This window comes from Georgenia halophila (assembly GCF_039541595.1).
This window is the reverse complement of the sequence record NZ_BAABGN010000001.1, coordinates 182,215-205,521: the sequence shown is the minus strand read 5'-3', so window position 1 is coordinate 205,521 and position 23,307 is coordinate 182,215. Positions and strand designations below refer to the sequence as shown.

At 66.2% G+C, this 23,307-nt stretch carries 19 protein-coding genes and 2 pseudogenes; 13 read left to right on the top strand and 8 right to left on the bottom strand.

All coding sequences use genetic code 11. The annotated features are described in order from the left end of the window. Positions 1 to 12 precede the first annotated feature (12 nt). A complete protein-coding gene (locus ABD907_RS00935) occupies positions 13 to 1,194 on the bottom strand; it encodes a glycosyltransferase family protein (RefSeq protein WP_345214610.1) in 1,182 nt (393 codons plus the stop codon). Beyond that, positions 1,191 to 2,309, bottom strand: a complete 1,119-nt coding sequence (locus tag ABD907_RS00930) for a glycosyltransferase (protein ID WP_345214609.1) — start codon at positions 2,307 to 2,309, stop codon at positions 1,191 to 1,193. Before ABD907_RS00930 ends, ABD907_RS00935 begins: the two co-directional genes overlap by 4 nt. Positions 2,310 to 2,771: 462 nt before the next feature. Between ABD907_RS00930 and ABD907_RS00925 the strand changes: the two genes are divergently transcribed. The 6 genes and pseudogenes from ABD907_RS00925 to ABD907_RS00900 form a co-directional block, all read left to right on the top strand. Further along, the gene (locus ABD907_RS00925; RefSeq protein WP_345214608.1) at positions 2,772 to 3,704 is read left to right on the top strand and encodes a glycosyltransferase family protein; all 933 of its coding nucleotides are present in this window, start codon (positions 2,772 to 2,774) and stop codon (positions 3,702 to 3,704) included. Between the two features lie 95 nt (positions 3,705 to 3,799). Next, a complete protein-coding gene (locus ABD907_RS00920) occupies positions 3,800 to 4,723 on the top strand; it encodes a sulfotransferase family protein (protein WP_345214607.1) in 924 nt (307 codons plus the stop codon). A gap of 89 nt (positions 4,724 to 4,812) precedes the next feature. Next, entirely contained in the window at positions 4,813 to 6,027 is a 1,215-nt protein-coding gene (locus ABD907_RS00915; RefSeq protein WP_345214606.1) for a hypothetical protein, read from the top strand. A 55-nt stretch (positions 6,028 to 6,082) separates the two neighbouring features. Continuing rightward, positions 6,083 to 7,133, top strand: a pseudogene (locus ABD907_RS00910) (IS3 family transposase); the annotation flags it as partial. A 235-nt stretch (positions 7,134 to 7,368) separates the two neighbouring features. Next, positions 7,369 to 8,472: an IS110 family RNA-guided transposase gene (locus ABD907_RS00905; RefSeq protein WP_345214605.1), complete on the top strand. Its 1,104-nt coding sequence runs from the start codon at positions 7,369 to 7,371 to the stop codon at positions 8,470 to 8,472. Between the two features lie 14 nt (positions 8,473 to 8,486). Next, positions 8,487 to 8,726: pseudogene (locus ABD907_RS00900) on the top strand (IS3 family transposase); the annotation flags it as partial. Positions 8,727 to 8,762: 36 nt separating this feature from the next. On the opposite strand, the gene ABD907_RS00895 reads toward ABD907_RS00900, so the two are convergent. Next, on the bottom strand, positions 8,763 to 9,953 hold the full coding sequence (locus tag ABD907_RS00895) for a lipopolysaccharide biosynthesis protein (protein WP_345214604.1): 1,191 nt from the start codon (positions 9,951 to 9,953) through the stop codon (positions 8,763 to 8,765). A gap of 1,017 nt (positions 9,954 to 10,970) precedes the next feature. On the opposite strand from ABD907_RS00895, the gene gmd reads away from it, so the two are divergent. Both gmd and ABD907_RS00885 read left to right on the top strand, forming a co-directional pair. Beyond that, positions 10,971 to 12,002: a GDP-mannose 4,6-dehydratase gene (gmd, locus tag ABD907_RS00890; RefSeq protein ID WP_345214603.1), complete on the top strand. Its 1,032-nt coding sequence runs from the start codon at positions 10,971 to 10,973 to the stop codon at positions 12,000 to 12,002. Beyond that, on the top strand, positions 11,999 to 12,979 hold the full coding sequence (locus ABD907_RS00885) for a GDP-L-fucose synthase family protein (protein ID WP_345214602.1): 981 nt from the start codon (positions 11,999 to 12,001) through the stop codon (positions 12,977 to 12,979). Before gmd ends, ABD907_RS00885 begins: the two co-directional genes overlap by 4 nt. Positions 12,980 to 13,140: 161 nt before the next feature. Here ABD907_RS00885 and ABD907_RS00880 read toward each other — a convergent pair whose 3' ends face one another. Next, complete coding sequence (locus ABD907_RS00880) at positions 13,141 to 13,671, bottom strand: LPXTG cell wall anchor domain-containing protein (protein ID WP_345214601.1); 531 nt, start codon at positions 13,669 to 13,671, stop codon at positions 13,141 to 13,143. Positions 13,672 to 13,729: 58 nt separating this feature from the next. Beyond that, a complete protein-coding gene (locus ABD907_RS00875; protein ID WP_345214600.1) occupies positions 13,730 to 15,361 on the bottom strand; it encodes a DUF4012 domain-containing protein in 1,632 nt (543 codons plus the stop codon). Between the two features lie 309 nt (positions 15,362 to 15,670). Here ABD907_RS00875 and ABD907_RS00870 point away from each other — a divergent pair, with 309 nt between their 5' ends. Beyond that, positions 15,671 to 16,258 (top strand): arsenate reductase/protein-tyrosine-phosphatase family protein, encoded by a 588-nt coding sequence (locus ABD907_RS00870; RefSeq protein ID WP_345214599.1) that lies wholly within the window; start codon positions 15,671 to 15,673, stop codon positions 16,256 to 16,258. Positions 16,259 to 16,296: 38 nt separating this feature from the next. Here ABD907_RS00870 and ABD907_RS00865 read toward each other — a convergent pair whose 3' ends face one another. After that, complete coding sequence (locus tag ABD907_RS00865) at positions 16,297 to 17,757, bottom strand: NCS2 family permease (RefSeq protein WP_345214598.1); 1,461 nt, start codon at positions 17,755 to 17,757, stop codon at positions 16,297 to 16,299. A gap of 71 nt (positions 17,758 to 17,828) precedes the next feature. Between ABD907_RS00865 and ABD907_RS00860 the strand changes: the two genes are divergently transcribed. The 4 genes from ABD907_RS00860 to ABD907_RS00845 all read left to right on the top strand — a co-directional run bounded on the left by ABD907_RS00860 (position 17,829) and on the right by ABD907_RS00845 (position 20,359). Then, positions 17,829 to 18,077: a DUF2530 domain-containing protein gene (locus tag ABD907_RS00860; protein WP_345214597.1), complete on the top strand. Its 249-nt coding sequence runs from the start codon at positions 17,829 to 17,831 to the stop codon at positions 18,075 to 18,077. 319 nt (positions 18,078 to 18,396) lie between these two features. Beyond that, entirely contained in the window at positions 18,397 to 19,329 is a 933-nt protein-coding gene (locus tag ABD907_RS00855) for a sulfite exporter TauE/SafE family protein (protein WP_345214596.1), read from the top strand. A gap of 41 nt (positions 19,330 to 19,370) precedes the next feature. Continuing rightward, a complete protein-coding gene (locus ABD907_RS00850; RefSeq protein WP_345214595.1) occupies positions 19,371 to 19,829 on the top strand; it encodes an RrF2 family transcriptional regulator in 459 nt (152 codons plus the stop codon). Beyond that, positions 19,826 to 20,359: a CAP domain-containing protein gene (locus tag ABD907_RS00845; RefSeq protein WP_345214594.1), complete on the top strand. Its 534-nt coding sequence runs from the start codon at positions 19,826 to 19,828 to the stop codon at positions 20,357 to 20,359. Before ABD907_RS00850 ends, ABD907_RS00845 begins: the two co-directional genes overlap by 4 nt. 3 nt (positions 20,360 to 20,362) lie before the next feature. Here the strand turns inward: ABD907_RS00845 and ABD907_RS00840 are convergent, their stop codons facing one another. Both ABD907_RS00840 and ABD907_RS00835 read right to left on the bottom strand, forming a co-directional pair. Continuing rightward, complete coding sequence (locus ABD907_RS00840; RefSeq protein ID WP_345214593.1) at positions 20,363 to 22,279, bottom strand: discoidin domain-containing protein; 1,917 nt, start codon at positions 22,277 to 22,279, stop codon at positions 20,363 to 20,365. Positions 22,280 to 22,434: 155 nt separating this feature from the next. Further along, positions 22,435 to 23,220 carry a DeoR/GlpR family DNA-binding transcription regulator gene (locus ABD907_RS00835; protein WP_345214592.1) on the bottom strand — a complete coding sequence of 262 codons (786 nt, stop codon included), beginning with the start codon at positions 23,218 to 23,220 and terminating at the stop codon, positions 22,435 to 22,437. Between the last annotated feature and the right edge of the window lie 87 nt (positions 23,221 to 23,307).

Genomic DNA, 23,307 nt, shown 5'->3' with positions numbered 1-23,307 from the left:
TGCTCGGCTGCCCTACCCGACGACATCGGCCGCCCCAGAGAGTCCGGCCGCGCGCCGGACCTGGATCCCCCGTCGGCCCCAACTGTGGGCGTCCGCGATTCGTCCGCGCGCAATGATCTGGGCCGTGGTTGGAGCGGCACTGTGGAGCTTCACACGCTCGAGGAAGTCGGTGCGTGTTTCGACCACATCGACATGTCCAGGAATCGCCCGCACCGACGGAACGCCGATCGAGACAACGGCAAGCCCGGCAGCTAGGTATTCGAACGTCTTGAGGGGACTCACCCCGCGCGTGTAGTCGTTGGATCGGTACGGGATCAGGCCGACGGCTGCGGTCGACAGCTCCTCGGCGAGCGCCCGGGGGCTCAGCATGCCGAGGTGTTTCACCCCTGAACCAAGGAGAGCGCGGTACGCGTCACTCTCCTTGCCTCCCCCTTCCGCGAACGGACCTGCCACACGGACATCCAGGCCCATGCGAGCGAGATCTTGGAGAATGGCGAAGTCGACCTTGTTGCGTGTCAGATTTCCGGCGAACACCACGCGCCCTGGCACTCGCTGGGACGACTGTGGCTCCGACTCGAGGACCGTTGCTGTGTCCGCAACGTTTTCCCACAACGAGACGTCCGTGAAGCCAATGTCGACAAGGTGGTCTTTCACCACAGGACTGGATGCGGCCGCAGCATACCCCCGTGACGCAAGGCGCATCTCACCACGCTCAATGAGCCTGCTATCAATCCCGGGCACCTGCGCCAGCAGGTCTACGCAGTGATAGACGACATGGTCGGCTTGCTGGTCCAAGCCGTATGTCACCGGCGTGTAGGTCCAGAGGACTTTTCGGCCACGCCAAGTGAGCCAGGCTGCGACCTGCCGCGTCAACGCACGGCGGTTGAATTGCTGAGCGGGGCCGCGGTGGTGAGGGATGACCAACGGCGAGACGACCTCGAGGCCAGCAGGAAGCGGACGCCGTAGGTTATCTCCGCCATCACGCGTACCACGCAGACGTGCGACCCTGGCGAGCATGCGCGACAGGTCGCGCCGAGAGAACTCGGGTCGCCTGAGGCCTAGAGACTCCAAGAAGGCGATCCGAGCCGGGCTTCCTGCGCAAAGTTCCCGTACCGCGTAGTGCTGATTCGTCGCGATCGGCTGGTTCCAGTCAGCCGTTCCCAAGACCAGGACATACGTGTCGTTCTCTGTCACGATGCGGTTCCCTCCGAGAGCCACTCATTCAGCTCTTGCCCGAACCGTGCGTACGAGAATCGGGCGACGGTCTCGGGAATCGACGACCGGCGCAGCCGCAGCGCCTCTTCCGCGGCCTCGGCGATCGACTCGACTGTGTCGTCGCGCGCGATCACTCCAGAAACACCGTCGCGGACTGACTCCTTGGCACCGCCTTCACCGAGTGACACGACCGGACATCCGGATGCCATTGCCTCGACCGGCATGATCCCGAAATCCTCGACGGGAGGGAAGACGAACGCACCCGCCGACTGGTACAACGCGTACAGCAAGGCATCGGAAGGGGCGTTGACAAAGGTCACGGGCACGGAGCCCGTCCCAGCGATCTCGCGGAGCCTTGCCTCCTCTGGGCCACGCCCCGCTATCACGACGGGGATGTCAAGCTCCTGACCCGTTCTGATCACCAGGTCGAGACGCTTGTACCGCACGAACCGCGACGCACCGAGCAGATAACCGGTGCCGACACTCGCCATCACGTCTGACTCCATTGGTGACAGCTTGTGGCACCAATCAGAAATCTCGCGGATTCTGTCGACGTCGACAGGAGGGTGAATCACCGTAGCGTCGCGCTGCCACGTGTTAAGGATGCGTTGGCGGACATACTCACTGTTGGCTGCTATCCGGTGTGGTTCACGAGCACGCTTACGGTCAAGCCTCCTGAAGTACGAGGAGGCGACGCTAGCCAGCGGCCCACTCCCGCGGGAGTCGAGCTCGGGCGTCCAGATGTACCGTGCCGGCGTGTGCACATAGACGAACTTCGGAAGTGCGCCTGCGGCGCCGACGAAGCGCGCGTGGTGGGCAAACAAGTGGGAACTCACGAGCACCCAGTCGTACGTCCGTCGGGGTGTAAGTCGACGCCACGTCACCGGCAGGAACGGAAGCGCGAGAGCCTTGTGGTACCTCAGGGTGGTCCTGGAAAGCCAAGACTCGTACACGTGGTGGGTCGGGAACCCGTCCGGGGCATCGCTCCAGAGCGTAAATATGTCCGAGTCGGGAAAGGCCTGCGCCATCGCGTCGAGAACCTTCTCGGAACCGCCGGAAGCAGCGATCCATTCATGAACGATCGCTCCGGCCATATACTTCCTCGAGTCGCCTGCGGTTCGGGCGGGACGCCCAATCCCGGGGCAGGTCTAGATACCAACCGGAGCCATCCTAGGCTAGGTGCGCCAGAGCGCGCCGCCCGTTGCGCCGTATCGCCACGTGGCCAGTCTCGTCCAGGGACGCATCGGGCTCCGGTGGCGTAGATCAGGCTGACGGCCACATCCGGGCCCGGGATGTAGGGGCGAGTCTGCCTGGGCCTCCTCGATGGTCCACACTGAGAGCCGTCTCCGTCGCGACCTCACCTCTGGAGGGCACTGGTGGTACCACTGCGCGTCGTCGTACTCGAGCCGAACCACACCGGACACCGCATGCAGTACTGCAGGTGGATAGCGGACTGGGTGTCGGACCGCGGCGGAGAGTTCGTTCTTGCTACGGCATCGGCCACCAGGGGCTCCTTGGAGTTCCGCTCGCGCTTCTCGGCTGGCAATGAGCCCAGAATGGTCGACCTCGGTGTACGGAGACATGTCGGCTCGTGGCGATACCAGATGTGGGTCCTTCGGCAGGTCCGCTTCGTGCTGGCGCGCTTTCCCGATGCGGCGCTCGTCCTCACGGAGGGCGACAAGGTGTTGCCCTTTTTGTGGCTCTTGCCGCACCAGTACCGGAGACGCCTCACCGTTCTCGTCATGCGTGTGCCGGCTCGCGGCGGAGGACGGAGATCGAGGTGGCTCTTTCAGAGACTGAAACGCCTCGCGTTGACGGTGTCAAGCCGGACGTGCCGCGTTCTCGTGCTCGCACCGGCGATGACGCCATCTAGCGGTTACGTCTGGCGGGGGCGCGCAGCGGTGCCCGATCCGGTCGAGGTCACACCGGCGGCCCCATCGTCACTCACCTTTCTGACGCCGCCGCAAGGAGGAGGCGGTGCCATGTGGCTTGGCGTGTTCGGAGCCATTAGTCGTCGAAAGAACGTGGTGGAGGTTGTCGATGCGATGGTTCGCGCGGCAGGACCGAACGATGCAGCACTCCTTCTGGCGGGTCAGGTTAGTATTGATTACGCCGACGAGGTCATGCACGCAATCCGCCGCGCACGGTCCCGTGGCTATACGGTCGTCCTCGAGAACAGGTTTCTGTCGAACAGCGAGCTCGATGGCGCCATCCAGATGGTCGACATCGTCGTCGCTGCTTACTCGAACGACGCCTCGAGTGGAATCTTCGGCAAGGCAGTTGCACTCGGGACACTCGTCGTCGCGGCAGAAACTGAGACCCTGGTCGAGGCCACGCGATCCCTGGGCGACCGCGTCATGCACACCGGCCTCACTCCTGAGGCTCTCACCGACGCCTTGCGAGAGGCGATCGGGATTGCGATGAGCCGGGAGCGGCGCCCACTCGAGCTTGCCGGACCTGAGGAGTTTGTGTCGGCTCTGCTGTCATAGCGCTTGGTTGAACTGCTCGCGTCAACTCTGGCCAGTATTGTCCACGTTTTTGCGGCCGTCACTTCTTCACCGGCCCGTTCAGCTTGGGAGCCATTGTGATTAGTCAACTACCAGCACCAATCTTTGTTGGCGGGTTGCAACGCAGCGGCACCACGTTGGTGGGGCGACTCGTCGCTCAACATCCCGCGGTCACCGGACTCGTCGGCACGCACACCGGTGAGGACGAAGGCCAGTTCGTCCAAGACGTGTACCTCACTGATCACGAGATGGGATCGCGCCGCGGCAGTAAGCGCGGGCTCACTATGCGGTGGGCGTACCACCCGGAGGCACACCTCACGGAGGACGATCTGCCATCACGGCCTGACGCCGCAGAACGCCTCGTCGCCGCCTGGAGCGCGTACTTCGAAGAGCCCACAGCTGCGGCTTTCGTGGAGAAGTCGCCATCGAACCTCACACGCACCCGTTTCCTGCAGGCGACATTCCCGGCGGCGCGATTCGTCATCCTCACTCGGAACCCGGTGGTGCAGGCACTCGCGACGCGCAAGTGGCTCACGCGTCGTATGCAGGTGGGCTCGAACTTCGCACCCGTCATTGAGCACTGGCTCGAGGCGATGTCGATCTACGAGCGCGACGAACCGCATCTCGAGGAGTCTCTCGTTGTGCGCTACGAGCACTTGTTGTCCAACCCCCAGGGCACGATGGACCGCATTTGGAGTCACCTCGGCCTAGAGTCGATCGACGTTCTGAAGGGAATCCGGAACGAGAACGACAAGTACGTCGAATACTGGGCCGCGATGCAACAGGGTATTCGAGGTGCGCGGGCACTCCACCCGCTGAATCCGCGCACGCGCCGCTTGAGCATACTTCCGCGATCCGCAGAAAGGATCGTAGTCCCTGCAACAGGAAAACGAAGCGCACGACACCTCAGGGAAACCCTCGATCATCGTATCGCCCACTTCGGGTACTCCCTGGACGACCTCACGGCAGCATCAACATGGCCCGATCCCGTTCCTTGGTGAGGATATCGTTTGCCTTGACGTCAGCGCGCAGGGGCTCACCCAGCGATATCGATAGGCGCGGCAACGGTGGGCGGCTTAGACTCGCGCGAGTGGTTGCCACCCCGGAGACGCGCGTCGAGGCCGAGGTGGGTCACGACAGCCGGTGGTTCCGAGCACTTCTCGGGCTCCTCGGCGGGGTGCCCACGGTGGGCTTGGCGGTCCCACTCAGCACAGCGCTCTGCCTCCCGCTGATTCCCGTCATGCCGATCACCCCCTTACCTGGCAGCGTAAAGCGCGCCATCGTGCTGGCAGTCCTAGGCGTGACGGCCATGATGGCGAGTGCCGTGGTCCACGGGTCGTCGCTCAACCTCGGCAGTATCGGTGCCTTCCTGGTCATCGCTCTCGGAGTGCTCGGCATCGCCAAGTCCACCGACAGCACGGCCAAGACCGCGCAGGTTCTGGCTTGGCTGTGCGCCGCAACCATCGTGTACTGGTTAATCGTCGGCGTTCGAGAGCCCACGTTCGCCGCGCAGTGGAAGTACGGGGGGGCGTTTCCGGTCACAGCGCTCGTCGTCTATCTAGTTGCTGCCCGTAGAGGCCGCACGCGGCTAGCCATACTGCTGCTCGTCGGGTTCGCGGTACTCAGTCTAGCGCTCGGCTCAAGAGGCTTCGGCGTAGTCTGCCTAACAGCAGCGATCGCCCAGTACGCGCACGGTCGTTACCGGGGAAGCGTCCGCGACCATGCGAAGGTGCTTGCGGCCGCAGCACTTGCAGCGGGTGTAGCCTTGGGCCTGCCGACTCTTATGGAACAGGGGCACCTCGGCCGGGATCTGCAAGAGCGGGCATTGCAGCAGACAGAAGGCGGTGCCCCGCTTCTCCTCGGTGGTAGGACCGAGCCCCCACTGTCTCTCATTGCGGTGGCCGAAAACCCCATCGCCGGATGGGGCCACCCCAATCGGCTAGACTTGCCGACGATCGCGGCGGGCAAGCAACTCGCCACAGACCTGGGCATTACGACTTACATGCCGTTCTGGATGGACAACGGCCAAATCACACTGCACTCGGTGCTATTTGAGGCGTGGGTCTCCGGCGGTGTTCTAGCTGCGGCCCTACCTCTGTTCCTGATTGGTCTATTCGCCCTGGCGGTCCTCCGTGGCCGGGGCCGGTTTTACCCCTTGGTGGCACTGGTCTCGGTCTACGGCATCTGGGATGTGTTGTTCTCACCGTGGGCTGGGAACCGGTCGATGCGCCTAGCCGTCTCGACCGTCTTGGCGGCTTGGGCATTAGTCGAGGAGCGACGCACCACTCAGACTCCACCTGACTGAATGAAACGTCCTGGGTTTGGTGGAGACTCCTGAGTTTGGAAACGAGGATGGAGTCATGCCACGAGAAGGGATCGCTGGGAAGCCGTCGACGCGTCGCTACAGCGAAGAGGAGAAGGCTGCTGCGGTGCGGATGGTCCGGTCGCTGCGCGCCGAGCTGGGCACGAGTCAGGGAACGATCACCCGGGTCGCCGAGCAGCTGGGCTATGGGACCGAGTCGGTGCGGATCTGGGTGCGCCGGGCTGATGCCGCCGAGGGTATCGAGGGCCCAGCCCCGCCGGTGAGGGCGGAGAAGTCCGAGCGCGAGAAACAGCTCGAGCAGGAGGTCCGCGAGCTGTGGCGGGTGAACGAGATCCTGAAGCGAGCTGCGAGTTTCTTCGGGGCGGAGCTCGACCGCCAACACAAGTGATCACCGCGTTCATCGACGCCAACCGCGAAGTCGTCGAAGGGCGCCGGCTCGGGGTCGAGCCGATCTGCCGCGTGCTGAGTGAGTACGGGATCAAGATCGCCCCGAGTACCTATTACGCCGCCAAGGCCCGGCCGCCCTCGTCCAGGGCCGTGGGTGATGAGGAGCTCAGGCCACGGTTGCGTCAGTTGTGGGAGGCCAACTACCGGGTCTATGGAGCCCGCAAGCTCTGGAAAGCCGCCCGCCGGGCCGGGATGGGCGTCGGGCGTGACCAGGTCGCCCGGCTCATGCGCGCCGAGGGCATCGCCGGGGTGACGCGGACGAAGAAGGTGCGCACCACCCGCCGCGCGGAGGCCGCGCGCGCCATCGCGATCTGGTCGAGCGGAAGTTCACCGCCGAGGCGCCGAACCGGCTGTGGGTCACCGACCTGACCTACGTGCCCACCTGGGCCGGGAGCGCGTACGTGTGCTTCGTCATCGACGCCTACTCGCGGACGATCGTCGGCTGGCGGGTCGCGTCGACCATGCGCACTCAGATGGTCCTGGACGCCATCGAGATGGCCCGTTGGCGACGCGGAACCAACCTCCCCGGACTGCGGTGTCACAGCGATGCCGGAAGTCAGCTCACGTCCCTGCGATACGGCGAGCGGCTCGCCGAGATCGGCGCCACGCCTTCGATCGGCAGCGTCGGGGACTCCTACGACTGTGAGCACAATCAGCGGGCTGCCTGACCGGGGTCTGACCCTTGCTTACGACTGGCCGTGGTGCCTTGGCGTTGATCTGTCGACGCCGGTCAGGTGGCGATCAACGCACACCGGCTGGCCGGGAGGGCGGTGACCGAATAGGGGCCTGATCGCCAAACCCGACCCATCACAGTCCTGTCCTACCCGCCCGACCAGCTGGTTTCGACCACCCAGCAGTCGGAACGGAAGGGCAGCCATGACCAGCATGACCGTCGAACCCCGCGAAGCAGTAGCCAGCCGACAGATCATCGTCGGCGTCGACACGCACAAGTACGCCCACGTGCCCGTCGCGGTCGACCACCTTGGCGCCCGGCTCGCCGCGCGGCACGTCGCAGCCAACCGAGAGGGCTACGCACAGCTCGAGGCATGGGCGGCGGCCCTGGCCGGCGGTGGCCGCGTCATCGCCTACGGCGTCGAGGGCACCGGCAGCTACGGCGTCGGCCTGGCCAGCTTTCTTCGACGTGGCGGCCACCGAGTCGTCGAGGTCAACCGCGGGGATCGGCGCGGACGACGCTCCAACGGCAAGAGCGACACCCTCGACGCCGAGGCTGCCGCACGCGCCGTCCTGGGCGGCCAGGCAGTCGCGACTCCGAAGTCGGCCGATGGCACCGCGGAGATGATCCGCCAGATCAAGATCGCCCGCGACACCGCCCGCAAGGCCCGGACCAGCGCGATGATCACGCTCAAGGCGCTCATCGTCACCGTTCCTGCCGAACTGCGCGAGCAGCTGGCCGGGCTGTCCGACAAGGTCCTCATCGAGCGCTGCGCCTCACTGCGTCCCGGCGCCGTCACCAGCGCGAAGCACGCACTAAGAACCCTCGCCAAGCGCTACCGCGCCCTCGACACCGAGATCGCCGACCACGACACCATCCTCGACGACCTGACCCGCAGCCACGCCCCGACCCTGCGCGAGGCCCTCGGCATCGGCGCGGACACCGCCGCCGAGATGCTGATCGTCTTCGGGGACAACCCCGACCGCGTCAGGTCCGAGGCGGCCTTCGCCAAGCTCTGCGGCACCAGTCCGATCCCCGCCTCGTCCGGACTGACCAACCGGCACCGGCTCTCACGTGCCGGCCATCGAGAAGCCAACGCGGCCCTCTACCGGACCGTGATCGTACGGATGCGGTTCCACCAGCCCACCACCGACTACGTCACCCGCCGCAGCGCCGAAGGACTGTCCAAGCGAGACATCATCCGCTGCCTCAAGCGCTACCTCGCCCGCGAGGTCTACCAACGGGTCATGACCGATCACCACGCCCGCCAGCGACCGCAAGCCCAGGCCATCCACGCCAAATCCTGACCTATAGGGGCTTCAGCGCCCTGGCCGAGACCGTCAACGGCTACAACAAGGCCGAACTCATCCGCGGCCCAGCCCGAGCCGAGCAGGCCCCTGGAAGTCGGTCCAGGACGTCGAGCTAGCCACCCTCTCCTGGGCCCACTGGCACAACACCGCCCGGCTCCACGGCTACCTCGACGACCTCCCCCCCAGCCGAGTACGAACAGGCCCACTACGCTGCCCACCAGGACCCCGAAGTCCTGATGGAAACCCAATGAGACGAGTCTCCATCAAACCCAGGGCGCTTCACCGGCCTACCTGGGCTGGTGCTTCCGCCAGATAAGGTGCAGCGCAATTAACGTCGCCAGCGCGCTGACCGGCAGCATGGCGGCGAGGCCCCAGGGGCCCCACACCACGCCCGCAATCAGGCAGAGAACCAGCCGGAACAGAGCAGAGCCAAGCACGCTCATACCAACCGACATCGGTGTCTCCGTGGCATAGAACCAGCCGAGATAGGCCTGGCTCAGCGCGATAAACGCCGCTGCGGCGATCACACCACCGACAATCGGGCTTGCCGCCACGAAGGCGCTGCCGAGCAGCGCCCTGGTCACCCACGGCGCAAGTGGGACCGCGAGCAAGAAGCATGCGGCCAACACCATGGCAGTTCGACGAGAAGCCCGGAATATTTGCTCGCGCGCGTGACGCTCGGTCTGGCTGGCCATCTCCGGAACGAGCACCTGCATCACCGTCGTGATTGCCAAGTTCATCGGTGCCGACAAGCGCCGTGATGCACCAAAGAGGCCGGCCATATGGACACCCGCTGTGAGGCTCACCGCAGCGGACTCGAGCTGAGCGATGTTGCTGCCCAGCCCAGTCAGGAAGATCGAGCGGTTGAATCTGAGGACGACTAACAGCGGCGTGGGCCGCCCGGCGCGGGGTAGCGCGAGAACGTAGAAGGCGACAATCCCGATGATCGCCGACATGGCCAAACTGATGAGGGCGGTGGTCATGGTGAGCCCGAACAGGAACGGGGCGAGACTGATCAACCGCCGTCCGAGCAGAAGACCGGTCCCAGCCGCTGGGTGCTTCTCTCCCTGCTGTATGTTCAACGAGGTGTCGCCAAACCGGTCACCTAGGCCGGACAGCGCCGTACCCAACACAAGGAATCTCTGCATGGGATCCGCATCGAAGACGAGCGCGCCGATGGAAGCGCCCAACACAACGATGGTGAAGGCCAGCGTCTTGGACACGGCGAGCGCGCCGAAGAGCCCCCGCTTGTCCGCCAAGTTGCTGGACGCAAGCACGCGGGTGGTAAGTCCATAGTCGAGGACTCCTGTGCCAAATGTGCAGACCGCATACGTCAATGCGTAGTAACCAAAACTCTCGACGCCTAGCGCCCTTGCCAGGAGCGCAAGGAGGAGCGCCTGCGCGAGCGAGGCGCCGATGCGCCCTCCAAACGAGATTCCGATGCGATTGATAATCCCGCGACCGCTTGCCCTCTTCACCGCTGCTCTGTCGCCGATACGCCGTCGTCCTCTACCACGGCATGCTCCGGAGCCGGACCACCTATTACAGGCGATACCGAAGGACCCGCCCCTAACTTCAATTGGCGTCCCGTCCGTAAGTCAGGACTGCACAAGTCGAGGGTGCTACGCGGGTAGGAGGTCGTATCCGAACACCTCATAGTCCTCCGTGTGGCGCCCCGGGCACGGCTCTGGCAAGCTCTCTGCTGCGGTCGAGGCGCCTGATCTCGTGGGCCCGCGGAGACGTATTGACGTACGGAAATCGGAGAGACGCGATTTCGGGGCGCCCGGCTAACCGCCGTACCGAAATCTCCATGGTCGTTGACGTCACCGCCAGGACCGGCTTCCGCACCCATCGGTCAGGCAGTCGACAGGAATCGCTCATCATCGAATTCTCAGGAAGCATGCGAACAACTATCCTTTCATTCCTGGGCGGCTTCTGTGGCGAATTGGCATCGAGTCGACACAATGCAGACCCGATGCCCCGAGGCGCTTGGAATCGCTGATGCGTTCCCGGATCCAGCTGCCTGGACGGAGGTACCGGCTGAGCACCCGGTCGAAAGGATGCCGTGATCCTCAGACGAGGAAATATTCGACGGTTCTATTACCGCGCAGCGTGGAGTAGTAGCGAAGTTGCGCGTGCTTGCTCGGGATCGACGATTCGCGTATTTCGAACGCGTCATCAATTCGCTCCTCCAGGCAGCGATGTCACCTAGTCGCCAGAGTAAGGAAGAAAGCCTTGGAGACCGATGGCCCAGCCGTCTTAGGCAGGTCAACTAGCACACACCGAGGTGGTTCTGAGGTCACGGCACACTTCCGGTCGTCCGGCTCTTGACGTGTCACAGGCTAGTCCAAGACGGCGCGTCGAAGACTGGGCGACGGCGCAAGAGGACTGGAGCCACCCCGGCGAGCGATTTCCCCGCGGCCTAGTCGTTTGGCCCTCGGCCGCTATCGTTGGAGCGTGCGCCGAGTTGGCGTGGACACAACCCCGAGGTAGGCATGACGAAACGCGCTCTCATCACGGGCATCACAGGGCAGGATGGCTCATACCTTGCCGAGCTGTTGCTCGCAAAGGGGTACGAGGTGCATGGTGTCATTCGGCGAGCATCGACGTTCAACACCGCGAGGATCGATCATCTCTACGTCGATCCGCATGACCCGAACGCGAAGCTGTTTCTGCACTACGGGGACCTGAGTGACGGAGCACGGTTGGTGACGCTGCTGGCGCAGGTCGATCCGGACGAAGTCTACAACTTAGCGGCACAGTCGCACGTTCGAGTCTCTTTCGACGAGCCCGAGCACACGGCGGACACTACGGGTACAGGGACGATCCGAATGCTCGAGGCAGTCCGTCTGTCCGGTATCAAAACTCGCTTCTACCAGGCGTCGTCCTCGGAGTTGTACGGTGCGACGCGCCCGCCGCAGAACGAGGAGAGCCCGTTCTACCCGCGATCGCCGTACGCGGCCGCCAAGCTCTACAGCTTCTGGATCACGAAGAATTACCGTGAGGCGTACGACATGTTCGCCGTCAACGGCATCCTCTTCAACCACGAGTCGCCCCGCCGTGGCGAGACCTTCGTGACCCGCAAGATCACCCGCGCCGTCGCTGCCATCAATGCGGGCAAACAGGAGTTTCTCTACATGGGCAACCTCGATGCTGTCCGCGACTGGGGATACGCCGCGGAGTACGTCGAAGGTATGTGGCGCATGCTGCAGGCGGACGTGCCCGACGACTACGTCCTCGCCACCGGCGTCGGGATCACCGTCCGTGAGTTCCTGGAGATTGCGTTCTCGCACGCCGGCCTCAACTGGGAGGACCATGTGCGATTCGATGAGCGCTACCTGCGACCGACGGAGGTCGATGCCCTCATCGGTGACTCCACCAAGGCTCGAAGGAATCTCGGCTGGACACCGACGGTCGACGGCCGCGCACTCGCCAAGCTCATGGTCGCTGCTGATGTCGAAGCCTTAGAGCATGCAGGCCGCCCGTGGACCGACCAGGTTCGCCTCACCTCCTGGGGAAGCACATGACCGCCGGTGACCGACTCCGTTACACGCCAGGCCAGCTCGACCGTAACGCGCCGTTCTACGTCGCAGGTCACCAGGGCCTCGTCGGTTCAGCGATCTGGCGCAAGCTAGAGGCGTCCGGCTTTCGCAGCGTCGTCGGCAGGACGTCTCGGGAGCTCGACCTGAAGGACCGGGGCAGAGTGTTCGATTTCTTCCACGAGGTCCGACCGAGATACGTCGTACTTGCGGCGGCAAAGGTAGGCGGAATCCTCGCAAACACCACCTACCCGGTCGACTTTCTGAGCGACAACATGCAGATCCAGGTCAACGTGATGGACGCCGCTCGAAAGGTCGGAGTTGAACGTCTCCTCTTTCTCGGTTCCTCATGCATCTACCCGAAGTTCGCCGAGCAGCCAATTCGGGAAGATTCCCTGCTCACCGGACACCTGGAGCCGACGAACGACGCCTACGCGATCGCAAAGATCGCGGGTATCCTCCACGTTCAGGCCGTACGCCGCCAGTACGGGCTACCGTGGATCTCCGCCATGCCGACCAATCTCTACGGCCCGAACGACAACTTCTCGCCGCAAGGCTCACACGTGCTACCAGCTCTGATCCGGCGTTACGACGACGCCGCACGAGCCGGGAAGAGCACCGTATCGAACTGGGGCACGGGCCGTCCGCGGCGCGAGTTCATGCATTCGGACGACATGGCGGACGCGTGTCTCCACCTGCTTGAGCACTACGACGGAGCGGCGCAGGTCAATGTCGGCACGGGTTCGGACATCACGATCCGTGAGGTGGCGCACGCCATCTCCGCCATTGTTGGTTACGACGGCAGGACGGAATGGGACGTCACCAAGCCGGATGGGACGCCGCAGAAGTTGCTCGACGTCTCGAAACTTGCCGAGACTGGCTGGACGTCGGGTATCTCGCTCGAGGAAGGGCTGGAGCGCACCGTCGCGTGGTACAGGCACCACGTCACCACAGTCCGCACGTAGGGCCCGGCAGCGCCGGTCGGGCCATGCGCCGCCGCTTGGTCGACCAGTACCACCGTAGTCACTATCGGCTCTTGAGGAGATTAGAACCCATCTGCAAAAAGGAGAAGGCCTCATGCGGTTCCGCCGCAGGAGGCCTTCTCCTTCTGTGTCGAGAAGCGCCGTCAGGCTTGAGTCTGGCGGCTACGGGCGAAAACCATAGCGCCAGCACCGGCGGCGAGCAGGACTGCCGCACCGATCACCAGTGGCGTGCTGCTTGCTCCGGTCTCAGGAAGACCACCGACACCACTATCGTCGCCGTCGTCCTGCGCGTCCTCGTCACCAGCAGCAACGACCTCGATCGTGGCGGAGTCGATGAGCTCACCATTCGGGCCGGTGGCGACAAGCTCGTAGGTGCCCGCCTCGTCGAGCGTTACGGTGAACGTGGCCTCACCGTCCTCGACCTCGTTGGTCTCGGAAGCAGTACCGGCGATCTCGATGGCGCCGTCGGGAACGTCCTCATCCTCGGAACTGACGGTGAGCGTCACCTCTTCGAAGTCGTCGGTCGCGATGACGATCTCGAACGGCTCACCCTCGACGGGCGTGGCGTCAGAGGCGACAAGGGCGTCTGGGTCCGCGTACTCAGCCATAGCGGCTGTGGGAACGAGGACGAGGCCGGCAGTGGCGGCGGCCGTAGTTATTGCGCGTCGATTCATGCTTTCCCCCAGGCATTGGAAGCGCGTGCAGATATACCGTCACAGACGCTAGCAGGCCTCAGGCACAAGGAGAAGTGGAGGCAGTAAATTGACCGTCTGCTGGACCCGGCGTCACCCGGACGATCGGGTCGACTGCCAAGGGCTCCTGAAGCCGGACGTCGTAGTCCAGCGTCCGCGTCTCACCAGGCGAGAGGGTCACTCGCGTACTTACCGCGCTCAGGCCGTCGTGCACGGCCGGCGTACCGGCCGTCTGTCCATCGCTCGCGACGAAGTTCGTAATCTGCCCGCCTCTCGGCGCATAGAGAACGATCTGCGATCGCATATCGCCCACGGCGATGGGCGACCCGTCACCGATGAGGTACGGCGGCATCTCGGAGTAGTTCGGCGGCACCTGCGAACGCACCGCTACGGAGACATGGAGATTTTGCGGACCACCTGGGCCACATCCGACTGCTTGGACCTTTGCAGAGACATGCTGGTAATAACCGATTTTGGCGGCGGAAAGGTCGTTGACGTACACGCCGACGATCGGAGCGTCTCGATAGTGACCTCGTAGCGCCCCGCTGAGATTAGTCTCCGAAAGCAGGCGCTGCTCGCCCGCGTCGACGCTCCAGACCATGAGGCGCCCCTCGGCGGCGACCTCGTCGAGGACGCCGATAACCTCCGTCGGATCACCGGCCCCGCTGAGGACCCGGTCAAAGATCGCTGAGGCAGCCGCCTCGAAAAACAGGTCCTGCTGCGCAGGGTCCTCGATGTCGAGATAAACCTGGTTGAGGAGAATCTGCGCAGCTGTGTCTGCAGTCAACTCATGACCGGTGGGAAGCGTCACGGCACCCGTAGGACCGAGGAGTGCGCCAAGTGCCACTGGATCGACAGAGAGGACACCGTCCACCTCTGTGCCAAACTCCCGGCGCCACATCTCACGGGCCAGCTCGGCGCTTCGCGGGAAATCGGGCGTAAACGTCACGTCCGCCATGAAACGGCCAAGCTGAGTTCCATACAGTGAGCGCTCGGCCGGGCGCAGCTGAAGCACCGGGTCATTCTCACCATATGGACCGAACGCGCCGGCATCGCGCTGATCGACTATCTCGATCGCACCTTCTTCGGCTCGGAGCAGAATCACGGCACCGGGGATTCCACCAGTCGCACGAGGCTCGGCGTTGTTCTGGACCAGCAGCAGATATTCGCGCGGCTCATCGATACCCATCATCGGTGGGATGAGTTGGACGGCCCGCGAGGCCGTGCCAGTGAGCGAGGCGATCTCATCGACCTGGCCGCTCAACTGCTCCACAGCAGTCGCCACCTGGCCGACAAGGCTCTCCGTATCAATTTCTTCCAAGGCCCCGGCCGACGCCTGGACAGTCTCGTTCGCGGCCACCACCTTAGGGGCGACCTCGGCGATCGGAGCGATGTCGATCCTGCCGTTATCCGGGGCCAGGTTGGCAGGATCGACGACCTCGATGGCATCGACCAGATCGCCCAGGGCATTGTTGGCAAGATCGTCGACCGCAACGCTTACGGTTTGCACGGCGGTGACGTTCTCACCCAGCCACGGCAGCTTGCTCGCGATGGTCCAGTGAGGCCCAGTGAGTGCCTCTCTAGCCGCACCGGTGTGTTCACGAATGTCCTCCGCGAGTTCTGACACCCGCTCGCGGTCACCGGCGAGTGCCTGGTCTTGAAGTGCACCCACCTGCCGCTCCGCGTGGCGTAGTTCGCTGTCGGCCGTTCGCGCGTCCCACGCGAAGACGGCAAGCACGGCAACCAGCAGCAGGGCTGCCCCGCCGAACGCCCATTTGCTCCAACGCGGCAGTCCCCGACGACGTCGGGTCCTGGCATGTGCTACGCGCCGCCCACTCACCGTCCGCCCCAGGACTTGCCGAGGACGGCGCGGTGGACTGCCTCGACCGATGAGCGGCGCATGACGCCGAGTGTAGGCACGGACAGAGTGACGGCTACCGTGGAGCGCTGCACGCCATCGATGAGGAAACTGAGGTCAGGCATGAGCTACGGGTCGAGCTCCAGGTTCACGATCCTCACGGTGTGCACCGGCAACATCTGCCGCTCCCCCGCGGCCGAGCGGCTCTTCCGCTCGGCCTTCGGGACGAACGGCGACGTCGCCGTCGGCAGCGCCGGGATCGGCGCCCTCGTCGGCGAGCCCATCCACGGCCCGATGGCGAATCTCCTCAGAGATATCGAGGTCGACACCGAAGACTTTGCCGCCCGGATGCTCACCGAGGACCTCGTCCGGAACGCGGATCTCATCCTGGGAATGACGCGCGAGCACCGCGCGGCGGTGGTCGAGCTCGCTCCCGCAGCGGTGAAGCGGACGTTCACCATCCGTGAGTTCGCCCGACTCGCGGCCGAGGTCGACCGGGACGAGCTCGAGGCTAACGCCGGACCGGACCCCACACCCGGGTCCCGGCTCGCAGCCCTCGTCCCGCTGGCCGCCCAGCACCGGGCCGCGGTCGAAGCCGAGCTGGACGACGTCGTTGACCCGTTCCGGCGCAGGGACAAGGTCTACCGGCAGTCGTTCGACCAGATTTTGCCGACGGCGCGGACGATCGCCCGGATAGCCCTGAATCTCTGAGACCCTGCACCCTCTGAGGAGGTTCAACCCTCGAAGCCTCAGACGCCGAGCGCCGCCTGGATCGGGCCGAGGGCGAAGTAGAGGACGAAGGCCGCCGCCACTACCCACATGAGCCAGTGCACCTGACGGGCGCCGCCCTTCTTCGCCGCCGAGAGCACCACGTAGGCGATGAAGCCGGCGCCGATGCCGGCCGTGATCGAGTACGAGAACGGCATGAAGATGATGGTCAGGAACGCCGGGATCGCGATCGCGGCCTCCCGCCACGGGATGTGCGTCACCTGCATCATCATCAGGAAACCGACGATGACCAGTGCCGGCGTGGCTGCCTCGTAGGGCACGAACGCCACGAGCGGCGCGAAGAACATCGCCAGCAGGAAGCAGACGCCGGTGACCATCGACGCCAGGCCGGTGCGGGCGCCGTCGGCGACACCGGAGGCGGACTCGATGTAGCTCGTGTTGGAGGACACGCCGGCAGCACCGCCGGCGGCCGCGGCCACCGAGTCGACGACCAGGATCCGCTTGGTGCGTGGCGGGTTGCCATCCTCGTCGAGCAGGTCCGCCTCGGCGCCGACGGCGACCATCGTGCCCATCGTGTCGAAGAAGTCGGCGAGGAGCAGCGAGAACACGAGCAGCAGGGCGGCGAGGACGCCGACCTTTTCGAAGGCTCCGAACAGCGAGAACTGACCGAGCGTCCCGAAGTCGGGCAGCTGGACCGGGGATCCGCTGAGCTCGGGGACCGAGAGGGCCCAGCCGCCGGGGTGCTCCTCGTCCTGGAGCCCGACGCCGGCCACGGCCTCGATGACCGCGGCCAGGATGGCCGCCACGACGATCCCGATCAGGATGGCGCCGCGGACCTTTCGGACCATGAGGATCGCGATGAGGAAGAGCCCGACGACGAACACCAGCGAGGGCCAGCCCACGAGCGAACCCTCGACGCCGAGCTGCAGCGGGGTGCCGCCGGGGCGGACGATGCCGGCGTCGACGAGGCCGACCAGCGCGATGAACAGGCCGATGCCCACCGTGATGGCCGTCTTCAGGGGCTGGGGCACGGCCCGGAAGACGGCCTCCCGCAGCCCGGTGAGGACGAGGATGAAGATGACGAGTCCCTCGAGCACGATGACACCCATGGCATCTGCCCATGTCATGCCGGGCATCGCGACGAGCGTGTAGGCCACGACGGCGTTGAGGCCCAGGCCTGCGGCGAGCGCGATCGGGTAGTTCGCGATCGCGCCCATGAGGATCGACATGACGCCCGCGACCAGTGCGGTGCCCGCCACGATGGCCGCGCGACCGTTCTCCCCGCCCAGGAAGGCTCCGGTGGAGTCGGGCGTGGAGAGGATGAGCGGGTTCAGCACGAGGATGTAGGCCATCGTGAAGAAGGTGACGACGCCGCCGCGGACCTCCCGCGCCAGGGTCGAGCCTCGTTCGGTGATCCGGAAGGTGCGATCCAGCCAGCCATCTGGCGCGGTGCTCGGCGCGCTCGGCGCGGGGGTGCTCATGGCGGCGGATTCTCGCAGAAGGCACGGCGAAACTGGGAATCACCGCCGAAACGGCTGACTACGATCGGTGCATGCCCGAGGTCCACCTGTTCGAGAAGCGCCCGGACCCGCCGCCGGCCAAGGTCAACGCCGTGACGCTCACGGTCACCGGGACGGTGGTCTGGATCGTGGCGACGCTCGCCGTCGGGATCCTGGAGCTGCTCGACCGGGTGCCGGCCAAGTGGCTGGACGTGTGCTTCGCCGGTCTCGCGCTCGGCATCGTCGCCGTGGGCTGGGGTTACGTGCACGAGTACCGGCTGCGCCGACGCGCCCGCCGCTGACGCGCCGGGACGCCGGACGGCCGAGGTCCCGAGGTCGGTCCCAAGACAGTGGAGCGGGTGACGGAACACCGCCCGGAACCCGTCCGTTGGTACGGGTAGGCCCCGGAGGCCCGGCCCCCCATTCCCCCAGGTGCGCGGCACCGGGCCTCCGCGGGTCTTGATCGTAGGGCGGTCCGCGCGAGGTCGCGAAGCGGGTCCCACGCGGCATCTGCGAGGCGGGCGGGTGAACCGTCGCCGCATCGCTGGACGCGGCACCCGTTTGCATGCATAGTTGATCTTGTTACTCGACTTACTCGACTAGCGCCCGGAGCGCCCGCCCATGGCCGGTATCCTGATCCTCTCCGTCGTCGGACTGTTCTCCCAGCTCGTCGACGGCTCGCTGGGCATGGGCTTCGGCGTCATCTCCTCCACGCTGCTCATCGCCGTGGGGATCGCGCCCGCCGCCGTCTCATCGACCGTGCACCTCGCCAAGATCGGCACCGGTGTCGCCTCCGGCCTCTCGCACTGGAAGTTCGGCAACGTCGACTGGCGGGTGACCTCCCTCCTCGCCGTGCCCGGCGCCGTCGGCGCCTTCGGCGGCGCCGTCCTCCTCTCCAGCCTGAGCGCGGAGGTCGCCGCACCGTGGGTCTCGCTGCTGCTCTTCGGGCTCGGCGGCTACGTGCTCTGGCGGTTCGCCGTGCTGGCGGGTGCCCGCCCCGTCATCAACGGCCGGCTCTCGCGAAACCTGCTCGCACCGCTCGGCCTGGTCGGCGGCGCCCTCGACTCCCTCGGCGGTGGCGGATGGGGCCCGATCGGGACAACGACGCTGCTCTCCTCCGGGCGCCTCGAGCCCAAGAAGGTGGTCGGCTCCGTCTCCACGGCCGAGCTCGTGGTGGCGCTCGGCTCCTCGGCCGGCTTCCTCGTCGGTCTGGGCAGCGCCGGCATCAACGTCGGATGGGTCCTCGCGCTCCTCGTCGGCGGGGTCATCGGCGCACCCTTCGCGGCATGGGTGGTCCAGCACATGCGCCCACGGATGCTCGGCGTGCTCGCCGGCGGCCTGATCGTTATCACCAACACCATCACGATGATGCAGTCCTGGTTCGGCCTCGAGCTGACCTCCGCGGTCATGTGGGTCGTCGTCGCCGCCCTCACCGCCGCCTGGTCCGTCGTCGTGCGCCGCACCTTGCTGGACGAGCGCGAGAAGACGCGCCGCGCGGCCGCTGTGGCGCTCGAGGCCGACCCCAACGCCAGCGAGACCGCCGTCGACGCCTGAGTGCCGCCGGCCGAGCGCCGCCGGGATGGAACGATGGCGGCATGCATGTCTCTGCCAAGACGGACTACGCCCTACGGGCTCTCATCGAGATCGCCCGGGCCGAGGGCGCCGCTCCGCTGACTGCGGAGGCTGTCGGCCGCGAGCAGGAGATCCCGCGCCAGTACCTGCAGGCGATCCTCGCCGGCCTGCGTCGCGCCGGCATCGTCCGCAGCCAGCGGGGTCAGGGCGGTGGCTGGCTACTCGCCAAAGAGCCGCAAGCGGTCTCGGTGGCCGACGTCATGCGGGCCGTCGATGGTCCGCTCGTCAGCGTGCACGGCGTCCGGCCCGAGTCGGTGACCTACCTGCCCGAGGCGCGGGTGCTGCAGTCGGTGTGGATCGCCGCCCGCGGCGCGCTGCGCGGCGTCCTCGAGTCGACGACGCTCGAGCACCTGGCCACCGGCACGCTGCCGCCGGTGGTCGAGGAACACAGCAACGACGACGACGCCTGGCAGCCGCGATGACACGGTTGACCCGCCCGAGGCGCCTGACCGGACCGATCCTCGTCACGGTCCTGGGGCTCGTCTGTGGCTGCACCGCGAGTCCGGAGGAGTCGGGCGAGCCGCCGACGTCCGCGACGCCCACGAAGGAGCGACCCACCGTCGACGTCGCGACCGTCGACCTCGGCGAGTACGCCCGGGATCTCTACGAGCTGACCAACGACGTCCGGGCCGACGAAGGTCACCGGTCGCTCGAATACTCCGACTGCGCCGAGCAGCAGGCTGCCGCGCGTGCCGAGGATCTCGTGGGGACCGAGGAGCTGGAGCACGCCCCGATGCACGGCGTCCTCGAGGAGTGCTCGGCCTCGTTCAGCGCCGAGAATCTCGTCCGCAGCGTCGCCGAGCCGCCCGCCGTGATCGACGCCTGGATGAATTCCTCGGGCCACCGCGAGAATCTCATGAGCGAGGACGCCACCCGGCTCGGCGTCGCCTGCACCCTCGACGACGACCAGATTCTGTGCTCCCAGATCTACCTGGGTCCGGCCGACGAATAGCGCTCAGTTTTTGGTCACCTCGTAGGGCGTGAGCTCGGCCGCAGAGGAGAACAGGCCAACGGCTTCGTGCACCACGAGGCGTAGGTACCGTGCCTCGACGCCTGGCAGCTCGACGTTGCTCGGGATCTGGCTGCGGTCCCACGTACCCGAGGCCACTTCGGTGAACGTGGTGCCGTCGGTGCTGGCCTCCACCGTGTACTCGGTGACGATGCCGTTGAAGCCGTTGATGCGCGGCTGGTAACGCAGGCCGGTCAGTGACCTCACGGACCCCATGTCGACCGTCAGCTCGTGCGGAAGCGGCGGTGGCGGGTCGAGCTGGTAGTTCGAGTGCCAGTGCGTGCGGGCGTCGCCGTCCACCGCGAGCGCGGCGGGGGAGCTTTCGTTGGATGCCGTGGCGGAGAGCTCCGACGGCGGCACCGGGACGCCGTCGGGCGCGGCCGGCCAGTCGTACGGCTCGACGGGCTCGTCCACCTCGTAGTCGCCGGAGGGCGCCGCACCGGTGCCGCGGACCAGCAGCTCAGAGACGACAGCCGCGTGGTCGGAGTAGAACGGGTAGATGTCGTCCAGCGCACTCCCTCGCTGCTCCGGTAGCCGGCGGTCGCGCGTGGACGAGGCGAGCACCCGCACGTCCTCTCCGCGGGTGAGGATGTAGTCGATCCGGGCGGGCGCGTAGGTGTAGGCGAAGCCCGCGCTCCAGGTCCGCCCGGGAAAGCGGCCGGCATCTGGATTCGCGTGCCGGTAGGTGTCGGCGAAGCCGGCCTCGCGGAACTCGGACATCACCGGCCACTCGAGCGTGAGGCCCTCGTGTCCGGGCGCGTCGGCGAAGGGCGCCGACCAGTCCAGCGGTGAGAGTGCGTTGGCGTCGCCGGCGATGATCACCGGTGCGTCGTCCTGGACGATGGACGGCAGGTGCTCGTCGAGGATCTCGTTGGCCATGTCGAGGCGCGCGACCCGGTCGGTGTCGAGCAGCTCCTCCTCCGTCGAGGTCGTCTCCAGCCCGAGGGCGTTCTCCATGGCCGTGCGGGTCACCGGCGACCAGGCGTTGCCCCGGTGCGAGAGCCACATGCTGAACGCGTGCACGTGCCGGCCGTCCGGCAGGCCCAGCCGGGCGCCGCCGAAGTTGAAAGAGGTGGCGTGGTCGCCCGCGACCGACGGGTAGACCTCTTCAACGGGCAGATGGGTGAACATCCAGAGGTTGTCCTCGTCCGCGGCCTGCCCCGGCTCGCGGGTGATCTGTACGCCGGTGAAGACCTTGTCGTCCGAACGGGCCGTGTTGAGCGCCTCGACGATCTCGTCTCCCGTCCCGTACGTCTCGACGGTGAACAGCACGTCCGGGTCCTCGTGACGCACGAACTCGAGGAGCTCCGCGATGTTCCGCTGCTCGAACCCGTGCTCGTGGACCTCGTCGAGGCGGCCACCGTGGAGGATGTTGAACGACATGACGCTCAGGGCGGTGCCGACCTCGCCGGCCTCCAGGAGGCTCGACGAAAGGCGTACCTCGACGTCACCGGCGGGCAGCCGGAAGCTGCGGCCCCCGAGCTCACCGGTCTCGTATGCCGTGGCCCGGTGCACCACCGCCCCGCTGGCGGCTGATCGCACCTCGAGCATCACCTCGTTGACCCAGTCAGCCCGGCGCGGCGCACGCAGCCGGACCACGCAGTCGGACTCGGCGTCGGCGCTCCTGCGCTCGGTGACCGTGGCTCGGTTGGGAACGTGCAGCCGGGCGCTCGCCTCGACATCGCCGTCGCAGCGCAGCTGCAGGTGGTGCGTGCCTCGTGCGACGTCGTTGCCCGGCGTGGCTTCGAGCGCGAAGGTCACCTCGCCTCCGGCGCCGTGCAGGGGACCGGACGCCTGCTGCATTCCGCCGCCCAGCCCCCCGACGAGAACCAGCGCCGCGGCCATCATTGCTGAGATCTTCATCGTTCCCGCTCACCCCTCACAGACCGGTCGTCATCGACAGGCCCCGAGGGGCCGAGCTACACCGTCGCGGGAACCGTGCGCAATGTCAAGGGTTATGGCGTCGTATCGATCGTAAGTCGTCACCACAGCGCAACTTACGTCGCGCGATCAGGTGCTCAGCTGGTCACCACATCGACGCCGGCGTCCCGGAAGTCGTCGACGACCTCGGAACTCGCCTCGGAGTCCGTGACGAGCACGTCGATGTCCTCCACCGGCAAGATCCGCGCGAACACGCGCGACCCGAGCTTCGTGCTGTCGGCGGCGATCATCACGGTGTCGGCGCGCGCCGCAAGGAGCGCGTTCGTGGCTGCCTCGCCCTCGTCGAAGGCCATCGCGCCCTCCCGGGCGTCCACCGCGTCCACGCCGAGCACCGCGACGTCGAGACTGATCACGTCGAGCATGCGGTCGGCGAGGGGCCCGAGGACCTCGTAGGACCGTGAGCGGACCACGCCGCCGACCACGACGACCTTCACGTGGGGCCGGACGGCAAGCTCTGTCGCGATGTTCAGGGCAGTCGTCACCACGGTGACACCGGTCTGCCCGGGCTCGGCGTGGAAGGCCTTCTCGAGGGCGATCGCCTGCGCGACGGCGAGCGCCGTCGTCCCACCGTTCAGTCCGACGACGGAACCCGGCGGGATGCGTTGCACGACCCGCTTCGCGATGCGTTCCTTCTCGGCGGCGCGGCGTCCGGCCTTGTAGCGAAGCGGCAGGTCGAGCGCCGTGTTGGCAGCGACGACGCCTCCGCGGGTCCGGGTCACGAGCTGCTGCTGCGAGAGCTGGTCCAGGTCGCGCCGGACGGTGGCGGGCGAGACGCCCAGCTCCGCCACGGCTTCGTCGACCGAGAGCTGTGATCGCTCGGAGACGATCTCCAGCATCCGTGCCAGTCGTCGGTGTCGGTTCATCCTGCGCTCCCGCGATCCATGCTCGATCGATCATCGTTCCCAGCACAGCCAACCATGACCGTCGGGCGTGGAAGCGACCCGGCACAC